This is a genomic window from Stenotrophomonas sp. AG209 (assembly GCF_003550055.1).
In the GTDB taxonomy this organism is placed as follows: domain Bacteria; phylum Pseudomonadota; class Gammaproteobacteria; order Xanthomonadales; family Xanthomonadaceae; genus Stenotrophomonas.
In genome coordinates, this window is sequence record NZ_QXDB01000001.1 from 252,723 (window position 1) to 267,790 (window position 15,068).

At 67.0% G+C, this 15,068-nt stretch carries 14 protein-coding genes; 13 read left to right on the forward strand and 1 reads right to left on the reverse strand.

Annotated features, from left to right (window positions below; all coding sequences use genetic code 11):
- Positions 1–30 precede the first annotated feature (30 nt).
- From DFO63_RS01150 to DFO63_RS01165, 4 genes are all read left to right on the forward strand, one after another.
- A complete protein-coding gene (locus DFO63_RS01150) occupies positions 31–1,974 on the forward strand; it encodes a DUF3857 domain-containing protein (RefSeq protein ID WP_049445353.1) in 1,944 nt (647 codons plus the stop codon).
- A gap of 111 nt (positions 1,975–2,085) precedes the next feature.
- A complete protein-coding gene (gene lolA / locus DFO63_RS01155) occupies positions 2,086–2,724 on the forward strand; it encodes an outer membrane lipoprotein chaperone LolA (RefSeq protein WP_049445350.1) in 639 nt (212 codons plus the stop codon).
- Positions 2,725–3,013: 289 nt separating this feature from the next.
- The gene (locus DFO63_RS01160; protein WP_014037159.1) at positions 3,014–4,291 is read left to right on the forward strand and encodes a replication-associated recombination protein A; all 1,278 of its coding nucleotides are present in this window, start codon (positions 3,014–3,016) and stop codon (positions 4,289–4,291) included.
- A gap of 181 nt (positions 4,292–4,472) precedes the next feature.
- The gene (locus tag DFO63_RS01165) at positions 4,473–4,844 is read left to right on the forward strand and encodes a DUF805 domain-containing protein (RefSeq protein ID WP_042359180.1); all 372 of its coding nucleotides are present in this window, start codon (positions 4,473–4,475) and stop codon (positions 4,842–4,844) included.
- A 73-nt stretch (positions 4,845–4,917) separates the two neighbouring features.
- On the opposite strand, the gene DFO63_RS01170 is transcribed toward DFO63_RS01165, so the two are convergent.
- Positions 4,918–5,292, reverse strand: coding sequence for a hypothetical protein (locus DFO63_RS01170; RefSeq protein WP_119006231.1), 375 nt, complete (start codon positions 5,290–5,292; stop codon positions 4,918–4,920).
- A 281-nt stretch (positions 5,293–5,573) separates the two neighbouring features.
- On the opposite strand from DFO63_RS01170, the gene DFO63_RS01175 reads away from it, so the two are divergent.
- The 9 genes from DFO63_RS01175 (at position 5,574) to DFO63_RS01210 (ending at position 15,054) form a co-directional block, all read left to right on the forward strand.
- The gene (locus DFO63_RS01175; RefSeq protein ID WP_049445345.1) at positions 5,574–6,602 is read left to right on the forward strand and encodes an alpha/beta hydrolase-fold protein; all 1,029 of its coding nucleotides are present in this window, start codon (positions 5,574–5,576) and stop codon (positions 6,600–6,602) included.
- A 122-nt stretch (positions 6,603–6,724) separates the two neighbouring features.
- Entirely contained in the window at positions 6,725–8,101 is a 1,377-nt protein-coding gene (locus DFO63_RS01180; RefSeq protein ID WP_049445531.1) for an ATP-binding protein, read from the forward strand.
- 51 nt (positions 8,102–8,152) lie between these two features.
- Entirely contained in the window at positions 8,153–9,199 is a 1,047-nt protein-coding gene (locus tag DFO63_RS01185; protein WP_119006232.1) for an ABC transporter substrate-binding protein, read from the forward strand.
- On the forward strand, positions 9,196–10,239 hold the full coding sequence (locus tag DFO63_RS01190) for an iron ABC transporter permease (RefSeq protein WP_049421974.1): 1,044 nt from the start codon (positions 9,196–9,198) through the stop codon (positions 10,237–10,239). Before DFO63_RS01185 ends, DFO63_RS01190 begins: the two co-directional genes overlap by 4 nt.
- Positions 10,236–10,997: a heme ABC transporter ATP-binding protein gene (locus DFO63_RS01195; RefSeq protein ID WP_119006233.1), complete on the forward strand. Its 762-nt coding sequence runs from the start codon at positions 10,236–10,238 to the stop codon at positions 10,995–10,997. Before DFO63_RS01190 ends, DFO63_RS01195 begins: the two co-directional genes overlap by 4 nt.
- 63 nt (positions 10,998–11,060) lie before the next feature.
- The gene (locus tag DFO63_RS01200; RefSeq protein ID WP_119006234.1) at positions 11,061–11,810 is read left to right on the forward strand and encodes a hypothetical protein; all 750 of its coding nucleotides are present in this window, start codon (positions 11,061–11,063) and stop codon (positions 11,808–11,810) included.
- A gap of 414 nt (positions 11,811–12,224) precedes the next feature.
- On the forward strand, positions 12,225–14,261 hold the full coding sequence (fusA, locus tag DFO63_RS01205; protein ID WP_119006235.1) for an elongation factor G: 2,037 nt from the start codon (positions 12,225–12,227) through the stop codon (positions 14,259–14,261).
- Positions 14,262–14,324: 63 nt separating this feature from the next.
- Entirely contained in the window at positions 14,325–14,726 is a 402-nt protein-coding gene (locus DFO63_RS21910) for a hypothetical protein (RefSeq protein WP_147416372.1), read from the forward strand.
- A gap of 55 nt (positions 14,727–14,781) precedes the next feature.
- Positions 14,782–15,054, forward strand: coding sequence for a hypothetical protein (locus DFO63_RS01210; RefSeq protein ID WP_005409616.1), 273 nt, complete (start codon positions 14,782–14,784; stop codon positions 15,052–15,054).
- The last annotated feature ends 14 nt before the right edge of the window (positions 15,055–15,068 follow it).

A 15,068-nucleotide genomic window follows, 5' to 3' on the forward strand; every position in this document is an offset into this window, starting at 1 on the left:
TATCCCCCACGACGTCCAAGGAACCGACGCATGCTTCACCCCGTACCAAGCGCGCTGGCACTGGCGCTGGCAGCCCTGATGGCTGCCGGCCCGGCACTGGCAGACACCGCCACCTCCGCGCCCGCCACGGCGCCGCCTTCCACCAGCGGCGATACCGAAGCCAGCAATAATTTCAGCATTGTCCGTTACCGCGCCGACTACCAGGTGCGGCCGGATGCGGGCAATGTGCAGACCGAAACCTACGAAGTCCTGCTCAAGACCAAGGCCTCCGTCGAGCAGTTCAGCCAGGTGCGGCTGAGCTACAGCGAAAAGATGGAAACGCTGGAAGTGCTTGGCGCCTACACCATCACCGCCGATGGCCAGCGCCGCGACGTACCGGCCGACCGCATCTACACCCAGGAGAGCTACTCCAGCGCTTCGGCAGCGATGTATGCCGACCGCAAGGTGCGGGTGATCGTGTTCCCGAACCTGGCCCCGGGCACGCGCCTGTATTACCAGGTGCGCCGCACTCAGGCCACGCCGTACTTCCCGGGCTACTTCGGCCTGTGGGAAACCTTCAATGTCTTCACCGAGTACGAGGACGCCGAGGTCACCCTGAGTGCGCCGGCCAACCTGCCGATGTTCGTCGACAGCCGCGGCGTGCAGGGCAGTGATCGCCCAACGGTGAAGAACGGACAGGCACAGTGGCGCTGGCGCTACCAGCGGCGCGAAGCCATGCCAGCACAGAACTGGTCGGCGGCGGGCTGGGAGTTTGGCCCGAACATCATGGCGAGCACCTATCGTGACTGGTCGCAGATGGGTCGCGCCTACCAGCTCAAGGCCGGCCCTGCCGCGCAGGTCACGCCGGAACTGCAGGCGCTGGCCGACCAGGTCACCGCCGGTATCAGCGACCGCCGCGAGCAGGCCGATGCGCTGTACCGCTGGGTCGCGCAGAACATCCGCTATGTGGCGGTGTACCTGGGCAATGGTGGCCTGGAGCCGAATAGCGCGCAGAGCATCCTCGACAACCACTATGGTGACTGCAAGGACCATGTGACGATCCTCGAGGCGCTGCTGGCAGCCAAGGGCATCGCCAGTTCGCCGGTGCTGATCGGTGCCGGCGGCGGCCCGACGCTGCCGAAGATCCCGGTGCTCGGCCGCTTCAACCACGCCATCACCTACATCCCCGAATTCGATCTGTACCTGGATTCGACCACCGCGTGGGCGCGCTTCGGGCAGTTGCCGGAAGGTGACCTGGGCGCACCGGTGATGCGCACCCGCGATGCCACGCTGGCACGCACCCCGGCCAACACGCCGCAGCGCAATGCCACCTCGATGGAGGTGCGTTTCACCTTCGACGCCAACGGCAACCTGCGCGGCGAGACGATCCCGAAGCTGGGCGAGAACGCCGAGATCGGCATGCGTGCCCAGTTCTCCCAGCTCAACGCGCAGAACCGTGCGCGCGCCGAGGAGCAGATCATGGCCGCGTCCGGTTTCGACGGGCGAGGGCAGCTGCAGATCCAGGGCGTGCCGGTCGACCTGACCCGGCCGTTCGGCTACCGCATGGCGTTCCAGGCCGAGGACTACGCCGACTTCAGCGTGGCCGGCGGCATGGCCGTTCCGGACCCGCCGGGTGGCGAGTCGGTACGTGGGCTGTACGCCACCGCCTCGGCGCCGGCCAACGAGACGCCGTTCTACTGCAATGCCAGCCTGCGCGAGGAAACCTACCGCCTGCAGTTCCCGGCCAATGCACCGATCATCGCCATCCCGGCGAGCCAGCGTTTCACCAACGCCGCCGGTGAGTATCGGGTGGACTGGAGTCGCGAGGGCCAGGACGTGATCGTGCACCACCGCTTGCAGCAGAACGCGGTGCGCGGCCCGGAGGCGTTGTGCCAGCCGCAGGACTATCCGGCGTTCCGCGCGCTGTACCGCGAAGTGCGTCGTGGCTTCCGTGGCCAGGTGCTGTACGGCAAGCTGCCGGGCTCCGGCGGCTGAATCGCCGATGGACGTTCGGGGCGGCATAATGTCGCCCTGATCGCCCATTCATCTTTATTTGGGCACACTGGCAACCACCTTTCCTGGCGCCCGCGCCCACAGGATTCCCGCATGAACTTCCGCTTCCGCCGTTTCCTTGCCACCACCACACTGGCCGTGGCCTGCGCCGCCGCCGGCAGCGCCTGGGCTGGCGCCCGCGATGACCTGAAGACCTTCACCAGTGGCCTGAAGGGCCTGGATGGCCAGTTCAGCCAGCAGGTGTTCGACAGCCGCGGCAAGGTGAAGGAATCGACCAGCGGCCGCGTGGCCCTGTCGGCGCCGCGCCTGTTCCGCTGGGAGTACGTGCGCCCGCACGAACAGTTGATCGTGGCCGATGGCAAGAAGGTCTGGATGTACGAGCCGGACCTGGAGCAGGCCACCGTGCGCGAGCAGGGCAAGGAAGAGCAGAACAGCCCGCTGACCGCGCTGATCAACCCGGCGCTGCTGGAACAGCAGTACGACGTCAGTGAAGAGGCCGCGCAGCGCGACGGCCTGCAGTGGCTGTCGCTGTCGCCGAAGCGCGATACCGAAGCCAGCTTCCAGTACGCCGCGCTGGGCTTCAATGCCCAGGGCCTGGCCAAGATGGAGATCACCGACGCCGTCGGCCAGCGCACCGTGATCAGCTTCAGCGGCTGGAAGCGCAACCCGGGCTTCGCTGCCGGCACCTTCAGCTTCACCCCGCCGAAGGGCACCGACGTCATCGGCAACTGATCGGGGACGCCGGGCATGGCCCGGCGCTACCTGCTCTGGTGGGTGCCAACCGTTGGTTGGCATGCTTTTGATCTGCTCCGGTAGGTGTCAACCTTGGTTGACACGCTTTTGATCTGCCGGCCAGCGGCCGGCACTACCGCTCATGGCCCGGCCGCCGTGGTGGGTGCCAACCTTGGTTGGCACGCTCTCGCGGTACAATGAGCGGGTGGCAAGACATCGTTCAACATCCTTTCCCGGCCCCGATCTGCTGAGCGTCGATCGGGAACATCTGCGCCCGCTGGCCGAGCGCATGCGCCCGCGCACCCTCGACGAAATGGTCGGGCAGAAGCGCCTGCTGGCGCCGGACAGCGCGCTGCGTCGCGCGGTCGAATCCGGGCGAGTGCATTCGATGATCCTGTGGGGGCCGCCGGGCTGCGGCAAGACCACGCTGGCGCTGCTGCTGGCCGAGTATTCCGACGCCGAATTCCGCGCCATCTCCGCGGTGCTGTCCGGCCTGCCGGAAGTGCGCCAGGTGCTGGCAGAGGCCGCACAGCGTTTCGCTGAAGGTCGCCGCACCGTGCTGTTCGTGGACGAGGTGCATCGCTTCAACAAGGCACAGCAGGACGCGTTCCTGCCGCACATCGAACGCGGCACCATCCTGTTTGTCGGTGCCACCACCGAGAATCCGTCGTTCGAGCTGAACTCCGCACTGCTGTCGCGCTGCCGCGTGCATGTGCTGGAGGGCGTTTCGCCCACGGATATCGTCGAGGCGCTGGAGCGTGCGCTGGGTGACCGCGAACGCGGCCTGGGCGAGGAGGGCATCGAGGTCGCCCCCGAGCTGCTGCTGGAAATCGCTACCGCCGCCGACGGCGACGTGCGTCGTGCGTTGACCCTGCTGGAAATCGCCGCCGAGCTGGCGGGCGGGGAGGGTGGGCGTATCACGCCGCAGACCCTGACCCAGGTACTGGCCGACCGCACCCGTCGCTTCGACAAGGGCGGCGAGCAGTTCTACGACCAGATCTCGGCACTGCACAAGTCGGTACGCAGCTCCAACCCGGATGCCGCGCTGTACTGGCTGACCCGCATGCTCGATGGCGGCTGCGATCCGTCTTACCTGGCGCGCCGGCTGACCCGCATGGCGATCGAGGATATCGGCCTGGCCGATCCGCGCGCGCAGAGCATGGCGTTGGAGGCCTGGGACATCTACGAGCGGCTGGGCAGTCCGGAAGGCGAGCTCGCCTTTGCGCAGCTGGTGCTGTACCTGGCCAGCACCGCCAAGTCGAATGCAGGCTACGCGGCCTTCAACCAGGCCAAGGCCGATGTGCGCGAGAGTGGCACCGAAGAGGTGCCGCTGCACCTGCGCAATGCGCCGACCAAGCTGATGAAGGAGCTGGGCTACGGCGCTGAATACCAGTACGACCACGACGCCGAGGGTGGCATCGCACTGGACCAGACCGGCTTCCCGGATGCGATGGGCGAACGCGTGTACTACAACCCGGTGCCGCGCGGGCTGGAAATCAAGCTGAAGGAAAAGCTGGACCGGCTGCGTGCCGAGCGCGAAGCGGCTAGGGCGGCAAAGGGCCGTTGAGCCGGCTTAGGTAGAGTCGAGCCATGCTCGACTTCGCTCTTGCGCGGGTTACGGGTGCCTTCTGGAACAGCAGTCGAGCATGGCTCGACTCTACAACGCAGCCTTGCACGGCTCGACTCTGCATTGTCCTGCGCGCCGGTCTTTGGCACACTGCGCGGCTACTTTTTCAAGGATGGATGCCGTGCAGGAAATGATTCTGCCGTTGAAGCGTTACGCCCAGTTCGATGGTCGTGCCAACCGTCGCGAATACTGGATGTTCCAGCTGTTCATGTTGATCGTCTCCGCCGTGCTGATGGTACCGCTCATCGCCGGGTTGGTGATGCAGTCCGATGGCCTGGGCATCGCGTCGATCATTCTGTTCGTTGTGTTCTGGCTGGCTACCTTCCTGCCGGTCATCGCTGTCACCGTGCGCCGCCTGCATGACTGCAACCAGTCGGGCTGGTTGTACCTGCTGGCCTTCGTTCCGTTCGGTGGCCTGGTGATCTTCGTGTTCGCGCTGATGCCGGGTACGCCGCAGGAGAATGTGTACGGCCCGGTGCCGACGGGGCCGTAAGGCTGAGGGAGTCGAGCATGGCTCGACGCTACAGGGGCAATGAACTGAAGCCGGCATTTCGCCGGCTTCGCCTTTACTTGATGCTGCAGTCACCGAAGGACAGGTAGTCCGTGCCGGAACTGAACTGCAGCGTGCAGCTGGCGGTGAAGGTCGCACCTTCTTCCAGGGCACCCAGCTTGGCGGCCTGCTGCGCATCGTCGCTGGTCAGCCGGGCCAGGACATTGCCCTGGTCGTCGCCGGCCTCGATCAGCGGTTCGCCCGCCAGGTTGCTGGAAACGCTCAGTGCCACGGCGGTGAACGTCACCGTCTGGTTGAGTTGGTCCATGCTCAACGTCGAATTGCCGGCCTCTTCAAAGGCCTGGTAGAGCGACGGCAGATCCTGCGCGGCGTGGGCGGCCAGCGGGGCGAGCAGGCCGAGGGACAGGGCGATCAGTGCGGTGTGCTTCAAGGGAGTCTCACAATCATGGGATCCAATCCCATGGTGGTCATGGCGCGGATGAACGCGGCCTGGTCGGCGGCAGACTGCCCGCCCTCCGTGGCTGCGCTGTAAGCGGGGCGATCCAATGCCCCGGTGGCCGGCAAAATAGGGGAGTGCCGCGTCCAGCGCAACCGGGTCATCGCGCGCGTGATACATAGCGTGACGTTCGATCGATGTGATAATCATTCGCGTTTGAGGTAGACTGCGGTCCCTTGTGAACCGGCGGCCGTGGGCCGCTTCTGCCGCCGCTGATGAAGCATTTCGTCCTGCCTTCGCGCCGGGGCCGGTTGGCCCGCGGCCTGGCCGCCTTGATGATGGGTCTGCTCCTGGCCACTCCGTACGCCCATGCGCAGCAGCGCAATCCGCTGCAGAAGATCGGCCACACCGTGCTCGACGAGCCGGCGGCGAGCTATCGCTTCGAGCATTTCGTGGTGGACAGCCCCGACCAGCAACGCCGCTGGCGGGTGAACCTGGCGATTCCGGCCAAGGCCGGCAAGACGCCATCGCCGGTGCTGTACGCGCTGGATGGCAATGCCGTGGCGATGGTGCTGGACCAGCCGCTTCTGGCCGAGTTGGCCGCACGCAGGGCGCCGCCGGTGCTGGTGCTGATCGGCTACGACAACGACCTGCGCATCGATTCGAAGGCGCGTACCCGCGACTACACCGCATGGATCGACCGCGCCGACGATGAGAGCGGTACGACCCAGGCGGTCGGCGGTGGTGCTGCCGCGTTCCTGGACGTGATCGAGCGCCGCATCAAGCCGGAAGTCGAGCGTCGCGCACGCATCGATACGCAGCAGCAAGCGCTGTGGGGCCACTCGCTGGGCGGGTTGTTCGTGCTCAATGCGCTGTACACCCGCCCCGCAGCCTTCCAGTCCTATCTGGCCGCCAGCCCGTCGCTGTGGTGGAGCCAGGGTGCGGCGCTGGGTGATCCGGAACAACAGTTCGTGCAGAACGTGCACGGCCAGCCGGCAACGCTCTGGCTGATGCTGGGCGGTGCCGAGCGTGTCGGTGATCGCGGCAAGCGTGACATGAACAATCCGCGCGTGGTCGCGCACCTGCGCCGCATCGGCGGCGCCACGCCGGATGCGGCGATGCAGCTGTCCGAGCGCCTGGGCAAGGTGCCGGGTATGCGCGTGCAGTACCGCGAGTTCCCCGGCCTCGGCCACGGCCCGATGCTGCCGGCGTCGTTCCACGCGGCGCTGCATGAGCTGTACGGCGTGACCGACCGCAGTGCCGGCGACGGTGCGCCCGATGGCGGTGACAACGCCGCCGAATGAATCCCTTCGCACGCGATGCCGTGCGACCCCACTACCCAGGCGAGGCTGCCGACGTGCAGCGGCCCAGGCAACCGATGAATCCCGCGCCACGTGGCGCGGCCTACGTGTGCAAGGAGCCTTCCATGTCGTTCCGTCCGTCTTTCCGTCTTACCTCCCTGGCCGCCGGCCTGCTGCTGGCGGTGACCGCCAGCGCGCAGCCGGTGTTCGATCAGCCGGCCAATGCCACCTTCAAGGGCGAGGTCGTCTCACGCGGTGAGAACGTGGTTCCCGGCAGTACGGCCGACGTGGTCGGTCGCGGGTTCGTGCCGGGCCAGAAGGTCAGCCTGCTGCGTGGCGACAGCGTGCTCAACACGCAGCCGCTGGTGGTCGATGCCGATGGCAACTTCAAGACCCAGCTGAGCATTCCGGCCGACGCCGTGCCGGGTACCCACCCGGTGGTGGTGCGCGCCAGCCAGCCGGCCGCAGCCACGGTGCTGAAGCTGCGCGTGTCGCCGCAGCTGCCGCTGTCCGGCCAGGCGCAGTTCGCCACCCAGTCCAACAAGCTGGTGCCGGGCCTGTACCAGTCCGCCTACAGCGCCGCCAGCAATGCGGTGTTCGTGACCTCGGCCGTGGGCCGTCCGCCGGTGACCCAGTCGCAGCTGCTGAAGCTGGACCCGAAGTCGCTGAAGGTGACCAAGGCGATCACCCCGGCGCAGGTGCCGGGCAGCACCAACGGCGCGGTGTACGCGGTCTACGGCGTGGGCGTGGATGACACCAATGGCAATGTCTGGGTCACCAACACCCGCCAGAACTCGATCGCGGTCTACCGCCAGAAGGATCTGTCGCTGGCCCACCAGTTCCCGGTCGATGCCGTGCCGCATGCGCGCGACGTCGTGGTCGATGGCACCCACGGCAAGGTGTTCGCCTCGGCCACGGGTGAGGACCACCTGTCGGTGTTCGACGCCAGGACCTTCAAGGAGCTGCCAGCGGTGACGCTGGAGTCCGGCGTGGATGACGGCAAGTTCACCCCGATGAGCCTGGTGCTGGACGAGAAGGGCGGCAAGCTGTTCACCGTCAGCATCGGCACCCCGGAAGCGGCGGTGATCGACGTGGCCAGCAGCAAGGTCGAGAAGGTCATTGACCTGGGCAATTCGATCAGTGCGTCGGGCGTAGCCTTCGACGCGGCACGCAACCGCCTGTACGTGGCCTCGCAGGGCACCGACAACCTGCTGATCGTCGACGTGGCCGCCGGCAAGGTGCTGCATGACGTGCCGGTCGGCGCCGGCGCGCTGAACGTCGCCTTCGATGATGCCTCCGGCCTGGCCTACGTCAGCAACCGTGGCGCCGGCACCGTCACCGTGGTCAACGGCGACGGCAAGGTGGTCGCGAACCTCGATGGTGGCACGCTGCCGAACCACGTCCGTGCCGATGGCAAGGGCAACGTGTTCGCGGTGAACAAGTCGCGCGGCGCTGAAGACCCGAAGGGTGACCGCATCACCCGCATCACCCCGAAGCAGTAAGTCACACGGCAGGGCGGCGTGCGCGTCACCCTGCCAGCAAGGAGAACAAGCATGAACATCGCGTCCCGTCTGCGCCTGTGTGCGCTTCCGTTGGCTGTCTCGCTGGCACTGGCTGCCTGTGGCGGTTCATCGACGCCCTCGGACAGCGGCAAGTCGGTTGAGCCCGCCGCCGCAACCGCGCCTGGCGAAGTTGCGTTGCCGGCTGGCTGGCAGCGCGTGGCTGGCACCGATATGCCGGTCGTGCGCGACCAGAAGGCCGTGCTGCCGGCCAAGGTGCATTCCGATGACGGCGCCGACGTCGAGGTGGCCGATACCAGCCGCATCATCGCCGGTGGTGACGACGTGATCGCGGTGATTGAAGCGCTAGGCCTGGGCACGCAGGTGTTCGCCGCGCCGACCAACACCACCACCCAGGCCGGCCTGGCCGCGCCGCACCAGTTCCTGTTCAACCGCACCACGGGCGTGGAAGGCGTGCTGAGCCTGAAGGGGTCGCTGTTCCTCGGCAACAGCCTGCGCCGCCACACCGAACTGGCGAAGAAGCTGCGCGAAGTGGGTGAGCCGGCCGTGGTCATCGACGATCTGCAGCCGGCGCCGGACAAGGTGCGCAAGGTCGCCGCCGCACTAGGGCTGGCCGAGGCAGGGCAGGCACTTGCCACACAGGTGCAGCATCAGCTCGACGAGGCTGCAGCGATTGGCAAGGGCCTGGGCCATGCGCCACGAGTGATCCACGTCTCGGCCACCGGCGCCGGTGGCTCACCGACCGTTGCAGGTGCCGACAGTGCGTCGGCGCAGCTGATCGCACTGGCGGGCGGCATCAACATCGGTACCGAAGCGGGAGTGAAGAACTACTCGCAGCTGAGCAATGAGGGCGTGGTCGCGGCGGCACCGGAAGTGATCCTGGTGACCGAGCATGACCTGCAGCTGTTCGGCGGTGCCGAAGGCCTGTGGAAGGCGTACCCGACGCTGAAGCAGACGCCGGCCGGTCAGGCCAACCGGGTCTGGGTGATGCCGGATGTGCAGCTGAAGTACACCAGCGTGGGCTCCGGTGCCGGTGCGCTGGCGCTGGCCAAGGCCCTGGCGGCGTTGCCGAAGGCATGAGTCCGGCGGATCGGCGCCGCCGTCGCGGGCGGACGATGTTGCTGGTGGCGCTATTCGCACTGCTGGGGGCAGTGCTGGCGTCGTTCGCCGTGGGTCCGTTGCGGTTGCCGCCGCTGGAGGTGATGCAGGCGCTGGCGGTGAAGCTGGGCCTGCTTGATCCGCAGGCAGTCAGCAGTCGTGACCTGGCTGTGGTATGGCAGTTGCGCATTCCGCGCGCCCTTCTGGGCGCGATGGTCGGTGCGTCGCTGGCGATGGCCGGCGCCAGCCTGCAGGGCCTGTTCGGCAATCCGCTGGCCGACCCCGGCATCGTCGGCGTCAGTCAGGGCGCGGCACTGGGTGCAGTTGCCGCCATCGTGCTCGGCGCGGCCGGTGCGGCCGGCTGGCTGGTGCCGGTGGCCGCGTTCGCTGGTGGCGCGCTCGCAATCGGCCTGACCTACGCATTGGCCCGACCGGGCAAGGGGACGGGCAACGCCACGCTGCTGCTGGTCGGTATCGCGATGGCCGCGTTCTGCTCGGCGTTGATCGGCTTCCTGACCTATATCGCCAGTGAAAGCGAACTGCAGTCACTGGTGTTCTGGCAGATGGGCTCGCTGGCGCGTGCCAACTGGGCCGATGTGGCAGCCGTGGTGCCGTTGTTTGCGATTGGCGTGTTTGCGCTGCAGCGACTGGCCACGCCGCTGGACATGCTGGCGCTGGGGGAGCGCCAGGCACAGCACCTCGGGCTGGATGTCACCCGCACGCGTCGTCGCCTGGTGGCGTTTAGTGCGCTGCTGGTGGGCGCGGCGGTGGCCTTTGCCGGCTCGATCAGCTTCGTTGGCCTGGTGGTGCCGCACGTGGCGCGCCTGCTGGTCGGCCCCGGGCATCGCTGGCTGCTGCCGTTGTCCGGCCTGCTCGGTGCGCTGCTGATCGTGGTGGCCGACACCGCCGCACGCACGCTTGATCCACCCGCGGAGATTCCGCTGGGCTTGTTCTCGGCCGCGCTGGGCGCACCGTTCTTCCTCTGGCTGGTGCTGCAGCAGCGCCGCAAGGCGGCCCCATGAGCGTGCTGCTGAAGCTGCACGAGGTGGTGGTGCGCCGCCAGCAGCGCGAGATCCTGCATGGCATCTCGCTGGCGTTCGAGCCGGGCACGGTGACCGCCCTGGTTGGCCCGAATGGCGCGGGCAAATCCACGTTGCTGGCCGTCGCCGCCGGTGACCTTCGCGCTGACACGGGCGAGGTAAGCCTGCTCGGCAAGCCGTTGGCAACCTACAAGGCCGGGCCGCTGGCACGTGAGCGCGCGGTGATGCCGCAGGAGCACGGCGTGCGTTTTGCCTTCAGCGTGGAGGAAGTGGTGGCGATGGGGAGGCTGCCGCATCCGCCGGATCCGGTGGTGGATGACGCCCAGGTGGAAGCCGCCATTGATGCTGCCGAACTGCAGGCGCTGCGCCTGCGTGAGGTGCAGCAGCTGTCGGGCGGTGAATCGGCACGGACCACGTTCGCGCGCGTGCTGGCGCAGGACACGCCGCTGCTGCTGCTGGATGAGCCAACCGCAGCGCTGGATCTTCGTCACCAGGAACGCACGCTGCGCAGTGTGCGCGCCTGTGCCGAGGCCGGCGCATGCGTGATCGTGGTGCTGCACGATCTCAATCTGGCTGCTGGCTATGCCGACCGCATCGTGCTGCTGGAGCAGGGCAGGGTGGCGGCCGATGGCACGCCGCTGCAGGTGCTCACCGAAGACAATCTGCAGCGGGTCTACCAGCAGGATGTGGTGGTGCTGGAGCATCCGCGCCGTGGAGTGCCGCTGGTGGTGGTGACCTGAGTCAGCGTAGCGCGCTTCACCGCGTATCATGCGCGACGGGATTTCCTTCAATGGACTGATGCAATGATCTGTAATGTTTCGCGTGGCGTGCTGCTGGCCCTGATGGTCGCCTCCGCAGGCGCCGCCAATGCGGCATCGACTTCGCCGGTGTCGCTGATGAGCGCGGCCGAGCAGGCTTCTCTGATCGAAACCCGGTACTCGGCCGGTGATGGCGCGCCGGTCGCCGCGATGACCACCCGCTACTTTGCCAATGATGAGCTGTCGGTCAGCTGGGATGACCAGCAGGTGCTGGTGCTGTGCAAGGAAGCGGCGTACCTGAAGATTCCCGCCGCCAAGCTGAAGGCCGGTGCGTTGACCACCGAGCAGCGGCAGATGATTACCTACCAGGCGGTGATGTCGGGGCTGGGGGCGATCGCAGCCGTGGCCGAAGCGGCCGGTGATGCGGTGATGGTGGCCGACGATGGCAGCGAGCTGCGCCGCACGGGTGAAAGCAATTGGGCCTACGGTGTGGAGCGGTATGACGTCACCACCCAGCGCATGGCTGACGGCGCGCTGCGGGTGCGGGCGCGCAAGACCGAAACCGTGAACAACGCCAAGCCCGCTTCGCCGGATGATACGTTCAGCACGGAGGATGATCAGGCGGCTCGCCTTTCCGAGCTGGCACCGGTGGGGAGCTGGACTGAGGCGTTGATCCATGGCGGCCCCCGCCAGGCGCAGGTGGACCCGGCGATGTCGCTGAAGGGCTGGATCTCGATGGGGGACGACCAGGCTGCGACGGTGGGTGAGGCGCGCACGCTGCACGAGTGCAAGTGAGGTCGGCTGGGGTCAGAGCCCTTTGCCCGTGGCAAAGGGATCCGACCCCGATCGTTGTCGGCCTCATTGTTCTATTTATGCGCGTAATATTCACTTGCGCGCCAGATTGGCTGGTCTAGAATGCGCCCCATGAACCGGATGCCGCTCCTGAAGTTTTTCACCCTGACCCGCGCAAGCGCGGAACGGGCGTGTCTGCCTGGAGCCCCACGAGGCCGTTGAGACGGTCATCGCTGGACCTTCGACAGAGCGCCCTCCGGGGCGCTCTTTTCGTTTCCGCAGTTCCATTTTCCGTAACCCGATGTACCGCAAGGAGAACGTGCCATGCACCAGATCGCCGAGACCGAACGCTAGCCGCGCACCCTGTCGCCAACCGGGGTGCGCGGCCCCTGGAGTTGGCTTTGCAGGAACCTCACTATGAACGCCCAGACCCTTTCCCGCCGTCGCAACCTCGGCATCATTGCCCACATCGACGCCGGCAAGACCACGCTGACCGAACGCCTGCTGTGGAAAAGCGGCGAGATCCATCGCGTCGGCGAAGTGCACGACGGCAATGCGACCACCGACTTCTCGGCGATCGAACGCGAACGTGGCATCACCATCGGCGCCGCCGCCGTGCAGGCGCAGTGGGCGCCGCGCGACCTGGCGCCGCATCGGCTGACCCTGATCGACACTCCCGGCCACATCGACTTCGCCATTGAAGTCGAGCGTTCGCTGCGCGTGCTTGATGGTGCCGTGGCGGTGTTCTCGGCCGTCGATGGCGTGCAGCCGCAGTCCGAGACCGTGTGGCGCCAGGCGCGTCGCCACCGCGTGCCGCTGATCGCCTTCGTCAACAAGATGGACCGCGTCGGCGCCTCGTTCGAGCGCGTGCTGGAGCAGCTGCAGGACAAGCTGCAGGCGCGGCCGTGGGCGCTCGGTGTGCCACTGGGCAGCGAAAGCGACTTCAACGGCTGGATCGACCTGGTCGATGAGCGGGTACTGCGCTGGCAGGACGGTGCGGTGGCGACGATCACGCCGTGGGACGACTCGGCGCGCGCCCTGTGGCAGGCGCAACGCGACGCACTGGTCGAGGCTGTGGCCGACCATGACGAACTTCTGGCTGATGCCTGGCTGGAAGGTCGCGCGATCGACGCCGAGCTGCTGCGTGCGGCGATCCGTCGGGCGACGCTGGCCGGTGCCGGTGTGCCGGTACTGGCCGGTGCCGCGTTCAAGGACAAGGGCATCGAGACGCTGCTGGATGCGGTGGTCGATTACCTGCCGTCGCCGCTGGATCGGCCGGCCGTCACCGCTGAAAGCGAGAGCGGTGAGGTGGTGCTGCCGCCGGACCCTGACGGTCCGCTGGCCGGCCTGCTGTTCAAGATCACCCACCAGCAGCACGGTGCCCTGAGCTTCGTGCGGCTGTACTCGGGCACCTTGAAGGTGGGCGACGCGGTGTCCAGTTCGCAGCATCCACAAGGGCGGCGCGTCAGTCGCCTGGTGCGGGTGCAGGCCGACCAGACCCACGATATCGAACAGGCCGTGGCTGGTGACATCGTCGCGGTGCTCGGCTGGAAGGATGCGGTCAGCGGTGAAACGCTGAGCGGGCGTGCGCAGCCGCTGCGCCTGGAGAATATCCAGGCACAGGCGCCGGTGCTGGCGTGGCGGTTGGAGCCGGCGCGTGCTGCCGACCTGATCCGGATGGCACAGGGCTTGGCCAGCCTGGCCCAGGAAGATCCGTCGTTCCGTGTCGAAACCGATCGCGACACGGCGGAGACTCTGGTCTGGGGCATGGGCGAGCTGCATCTGGAGGTGATGGTCGAGCGCCTGCGCAGTGAATGGAAGGTCGACGTGGGCGTAGGTGCGCCGCGCGTGGCCTACCAGGAGACGCCGATGCGTGCGATGACCGGCGTAGTGGGCCGGCTGGTCAAGCAGACCGGCGGCCAGGGCCAGTTCGCGCATGTGGTGCTGGATGTGGCCCCGCGCGAGGACGACCAGGTGGTGTTCAACGACCGCATCGTCGGTGGCGTGGTGCCGCGCAGCTTCATCGCGGCGGTGGAGAAGGGCGTGCGTGCCGCGCTGTCGGAAGGTCCGCAGGGCCATCCGGTGGTCGGCATCGAGGTCAGTCTTGTCGATGGCCAGACCCATGCCAAGGACTCTTCGGAGATGGCATTCCATCGCGCCGGCGCCGAGGCGATCAAGGCCGCGCTGGCAGAGGGCGGCACGCAGCTGCTGGAGCCGGTGATGGCAGTGACGGTGCATTCGCCGTCGGCATCGGTGGGGGATGTGGTCGGCGACCTCAACCGACGCCACGGTCGCATTGCCCGCATCGACGACCAGGATGGTCGTGCCGAGGTCAGCGGTTTCGCGCCGCTGGCGCAGCTGGTGGGCTACACCACCTCGCTGCGCTCGCTGAGCCAGGGCAGGGCCAGCAGCCAGGCGCACCTGCATGGCTACGAGCCGGTGCGCGCTGCATGAAGAAGGTGAGGGAGCCCGTTCGCGGGCTCCCTTTTTTGTATTGGCCGGTTCCCGTATCCACGCATGGCGTGGATCTACCGGGTGTCGTTGGGGTTTGCCCATCCACGCATGGCGTGGATCTACCGGGTGTTGTTGGGATTTGCACATCCACGCATGGCGTGGATCTACCGGGTGTTGTTGGGATTTGCACATCCACGCATGGCGTGGATCTACCGGGTGTCGTTGGGATTTGCCCATCCACGCATGGCGTGGATCTACCGGGTGTTGTTGGGATTTGCACATCCACGCATGGCGTGGATCTACCGGGTGTCGTTGGGATTTGCCCATCCACGCATGGCGTGGATCCATGGGCGATCGGGTTGCGGGCTCTGCAGTAGATCCACGCCATGCGTGGATGCCGTTCTCAGGGGATCCGTTTTTGCACTGCATCGCAACAAAACTGCAGAAAAAGCTGGATTAAAGTGATGCCTCACGATAAATTGCGCACCCCCCGTTGCTCGCCGCCGCCCGCACCCTGCCCATGCGTGATGACAAAGACCCCGGAACCCTGGAGCTGACCCTGCCGCGCAAGCGCGGTCGTCCGCCCAAGTTCGGGTACGCGATGAGCGATGCGCAGCGGGCCGCGCGCTACCGTGCGCGCAGGGCAGGGCAGGCCAATCATGCCGACGTGCGCTCCTGCAGCGACATGGTGCTGCTGGACAAGATCCGTGCCGCGGTGAGCGCGCGCGACACCGAACTGGCCGGGTTCCTGGTCCACGTACTCTGGCAGCGCTATCCCCTGCAGCTGAAATAGTTCGGCGGTGGGGT